The organism is Bradyrhizobium sp. (genome assembly GCF_016462955.1).
Classification (GTDB): Bacteria; Pseudomonadota; Alphaproteobacteria; order Rhizobiales; family Xanthobacteraceae; genus Bradyrhizobium.
Genome location: NZ_JAEMSD010000321.1, coordinates 1 through 4,016, shown reverse-complemented (window position 1 = coordinate 4,016; position 4,016 = coordinate 1). Strand labels below are relative to the sequence as shown.

The following is a 4,016-nucleotide window of genomic DNA, read 5'->3' as shown; positions in this document are numbered from 1 at the left end:
GGCTTCTCCTCGAAGGGAGCAGCCAGATCGATCGGCGTCTCCGGCTCCGGCTGCGTGACCGGTGCGGGAACTGACGCCGGCGTGTTGCCGGCCAGCAGATCCTCATGGGCCGACACGGTGGTGGCGAGCTGCCTCACCAATCCGCCCAGTTCGTTGATCTCGCCGATGACCGAGTGGATGCGGTCGGAGTTGGTCGAATTGGACGAGGCGATGCGTCCCTCGATCGCAGCCAGCCGGCGGCCGAACTCGGCCACCTGGCGGGCGAGGTCGGCGGTGCCGCGTGAGAGGTCGGTGATCTGGCCACCGACGTCGGTGCGGTCGCGCAGCCGCATCGACACCGCGTTGTAGAGGATCAGGAAGGTCAGCGCGGTCAGCGCCACGATCGCCGATTCCGTTCCGCTGATGCCGGCGACGGAATAGAGCGCGAGCCCGAGCGAGGCCGCGACCAGGACCATGCAGATGGCGATGAAGATCGTCGAAATGCGAATCATGCCGCGCGCTATGCCTCAAGAGCTGACTGCCTCACCCGGGAAAACACGGGTCGCGCGCGAAATTCGTGACGCCTCATGCTCCCTTGGCAAGTATGACCCTAACATCATTGTTGATTCGAGGGGATAGTGGCTGTCCTGCAGCCATGCCGGATCCGCCGGCGAAAAGCTCCGAGGTGGCGGTTGCGGCCGGGGGCCGGATTGGCCGGCATCCCGTGCGGAAATCAAGGCGCTCTCAGCGTAAAATAATGCCGCTCTCAAGGTCAGCGAGCCGCATGCACCGTATCGTGCCGGCGTTTTCAACCGCAGGAGATTGCCATGTCGACATCCGCCGCCCTCAAGCCGGCCCCCGCCCAAGCCGACCTTGCCGCCGTCAAGCAGCGCCAGCATGGCGCCTGGTCGTCGGGCGATTATGCCGTGGTCGGCACCACCTTGCAGATCGTCGGCGAACAGCTCTGCGAGGCCATCGACCTGCGCGCCGGCAGCAAGGTGCTCGACGTCGCCGCCGGCAACGGCAATGCGACGCTGGCGGCGGCGCGGCGCTGGTGCGACGTCACATCCACCGATTACGTGCCGGCGCTGCTCGAGCGCGGGCGCGAGCGCGCGGCGGCCGAACATCTCGCTGTCGATTTCCGCGAGGCGGATGCCGAAGCCCTGCCGTTTGCCGACGCCAGCTACGACGTCGTGCTCTCAACCTTCGGCGTGATGTTCACGCCCGACCAGGACCAGGCGGCTTCCGAGCTTGCGCGGGTCTGCAAATCGGGCGGCAAGATCGGCATCGCCAGCTGGACGCCGCAAGGCTTCATCGGCCAGCTGTTCAAGACCATCGGCAAGCATCTGCCGCCGCCGGCGGGCGTGAAATCACCGGCGCTGTGGGGCACGACCGCACGGCTCGAGGAGATGTTCGGCGCGGTCGCCGCGGACATCGCCGCCGAGCCGCGCATGTTCGTGTTCCGCTATCGCTCGCCGGACCACTGGCTCGAAATCTTCAAGACCTTCTACGGACCCACGCTGAAGGCGTTTGCCGCGCTCGACGACAGCGGCCAGGCCGCGCTGCGGCGCGATCTGCTGGCGTTGCTCGGGGAGTTCAACCATGCTGACGACGGCACGATCGTGGTGCACAGCGAATATCTCGAAGCGGTGATCACCAAGCGCTGACGGCGCCCGAGATTCGGTCAGGCAGGTTCCTGCCTGACCGCCGCCGGTCAGGATGGCGCGCTGGCGCCGACCGTGTCGGCCGAGACGGCTTGGCGGGTGCCGAGCGGCTTCGGCCGCCCGGTGGTGGTGTCTTGCAGCGTCTGCCGCTCGATCTCCGAATTCAGCTCGGCGCCGAACATGATGACGATCGCCGACATCCACATCCATGTCATCAGGCCGATCGCAGCGCCCAGAGAGCCGTAGGTCGCATTGTAATTGGCGAATTCCGAGAGGTACCAGGACAGCAGGGCCGACCCGGCGATCCAGAGCAGCGCGGCGATCAAGGCGCCGAGGCTCAGCCATTGCCAGCGTGGCGCGTCACGGCTGGGCGCGAAGCGGTAGAGGATGGCGAGTGCACCGAGGAGGATCAGGAACAGCAGCGGCCATCGTGCCAGCGCCACGATCACCTTGTTCTCGGGCGCCATGCCGAGATGATCAAGCGCCAGCGGGAAGGCGACGACGGCCCCCACCATCAACAGCAGCGCCACGATGCCTCCGACGGTGAAGGCCAGCGACACCATGTTGAGCCGGATGAAGCTGCGCTTCTCGCGTTCTTCGTAGGCGACGTTGAGGGCGTCGAAGATCGCTTTGACGCCGGCGTTGGCGCTCCAGATCGCGAGCAGCAGGCCAAACAGGAACGTGACACCAAGCGTCGCATTGCCGTTCGACACCACGCGGGCGACCTGCTCCTCGACAATCTGGAAGGAACCTTCGGGCAGCATGGTCGCGAGCGTATGCAGATTGGCGCTGATCGTCGCGGGGTCGGCAAACAAGCCATAGGATGACACGAGCGCGGTCACGGCCGGAAAGATCGCAAGCAGGCCAAAGAAGACGACGCCGCCTGCCGTCGCGAGCAGGCGATCGTCGTCGATGCGCTGGTAGGTCCGCCAGAAGATGTCCTTCCAGCCTGCCCAGGGGATCTCGAAGGGACTTTTCGCCTTGCGGCCTCGGCCGGGCTGCAGCGCCGCACCGGCCGGGTGCGTTTCAGGGGAATTCGCTTCCCCTCTCCGGTGCTCTTGCGGAGGCCCCGATCCGATCAGGCCGGAATCCCTGAAGTAGCGCTCCGCGGTTAGCACGAAGAGCGCCGTCGCCGCGACCAGCACCCAGGAGTCCACCTGATCGGAGCGCCGCGGCGGCATTCAGGCGTCCTGCCTCTGGTTGTGACGCCTTCGCCGCGCCGCTGTGAACCCCGCCAGCCCAATCGCCGCGAGCATGAGGCCGAGTTGCACAGGCCTGCTGGTCGGGACGGACCAGGCGGTCCTGCCATGGCTGCGCTCGCCGGGGCCGAGGGGTGCCAGGGGAATTGACGTCGCGACCTCCTTGACGGCCTGCTTGACCGTACCGCGGGGAATCCGCGGGCTGGCAATGGCTACCCGCATTCGGCTGGCCAGCGGCACGATCGGCTTGGTCGGCCGCTTCATCATGGACATGGCGACGCCTGCGCAGGTCCCCGTCAGCACGAGCAGCACCGCGCCGACGGCGCCAAAACCCCAGAATTGTCCGTAGGCGATCGCGACCCAGCGATAAAGGGCGATCAGGCCGACGAAGAAAGTCGCGATTGCGAACAATCCAGCGGTTGCAAACAGGCCGGCCGCGACCGCATAGGACGTGACCCGCCCCGTGGCCTGGCTGGTGCGGTCACGCATATACGATTGCGCGGCGCGCTTGAGATGGTTGACCTTGAGCGCCATGCCGGCGCGCAGCAATTCGCCCGATGGCGCGAGCATGCGGACATCCTCCGAGAGCGAGAAAGTTATCGGAGGATGAACGTGGCGCTATTTGACTTGTTCCGACTGCGCGCGGTTCGCCGTGATGAATCAGCCGAGATCGGCGGCCGCGACCCAGAACACCTCGCCCTCGGAATCCTCGGTGTCGAGCCAGAGCAGCGGCAGCTCCGGAAACGCCTCGTCGACCAATTCCCGGCCGCGGCCGATCTCGCAGATCAGCCCGCCATCCGGCGTCAGGTGGTCGGGCGCCTCGCGCAGGATCCGGCGCACCACGTCGAGGCCGTCGGCGCCGCCGTCGAAGGCGAGCTTCGGCTCGGCGCGGCATTCCGGCGGCAGCGCCGCCATGCCTTCGGCATCGACGTAAGGCGGGTTGGTGATGATCAGGTCGTATCTGTTGCCGCCAAGCGGGGCGAACAGGTCGCCGCGATGGAGGCTGATCCGGTCCTCGAGGCCGTATTCGCGGACATTGCGCGCGGCGACTTCGAGCGCGCCCTTGGAGATGTCGACGGCGTCGATGGTGGCGTTCGGGAAATGATGCGCGGCGAGGATCGCGAGGCATCCCGATCCCGTGCAGAGGTCGAGCACGCGCGCGACCGCCGTGGGG

At 66.8% G+C, this 4,016-nt stretch carries 4 protein-coding genes and 1 pseudogene; 1 reads left to right on the top strand and 4 read right to left on the bottom strand.

The annotated features are described in order from the left end of the window. A pseudogene (locus JHD07_RS26570) lies at positions 1-491 on the bottom strand (EAL domain-containing protein); the annotation flags it as partial. A 315-nt stretch (positions 492-806) separates the two neighbouring features. Here JHD07_RS26570 and JHD07_RS26565 point away from each other — a divergent pair. Beyond that, complete coding sequence (locus tag JHD07_RS26565; RefSeq protein ID WP_291627423.1) at positions 807-1,646, top strand: class I SAM-dependent methyltransferase; 840 nt, start codon at positions 807-809, stop codon at positions 1,644-1,646. A 47-nt stretch (positions 1,647-1,693) separates the two neighbouring features. Here the strand turns inward: JHD07_RS26565 and JHD07_RS26560 are convergent, their stop codons facing one another. The 3 genes from JHD07_RS26560 to prmB form a co-directional block, all read right to left on the bottom strand. Continuing rightward, positions 1,694-2,824 (bottom strand): YihY/virulence factor BrkB family protein, encoded by a 1,131-nt coding sequence (locus tag JHD07_RS26560; protein ID WP_291627421.1) that lies wholly within the window; start codon positions 2,822-2,824, stop codon positions 1,694-1,696. Further along, on the bottom strand, positions 2,825-3,412 hold the full coding sequence (locus tag JHD07_RS26555; RefSeq protein WP_291627420.1) for a phage holin family protein: 588 nt from the start codon (positions 3,410-3,412) through the stop codon (positions 2,825-2,827). Between the two features lie 90 nt (positions 3,413-3,502). After that, positions 3,503-4,016 (bottom strand): 50S ribosomal protein L3 N(5)-glutamine methyltransferase (prmB, locus tag JHD07_RS26550; protein WP_291627419.1); only part of this gene is annotated, 514 nt, incomplete at its 5' end.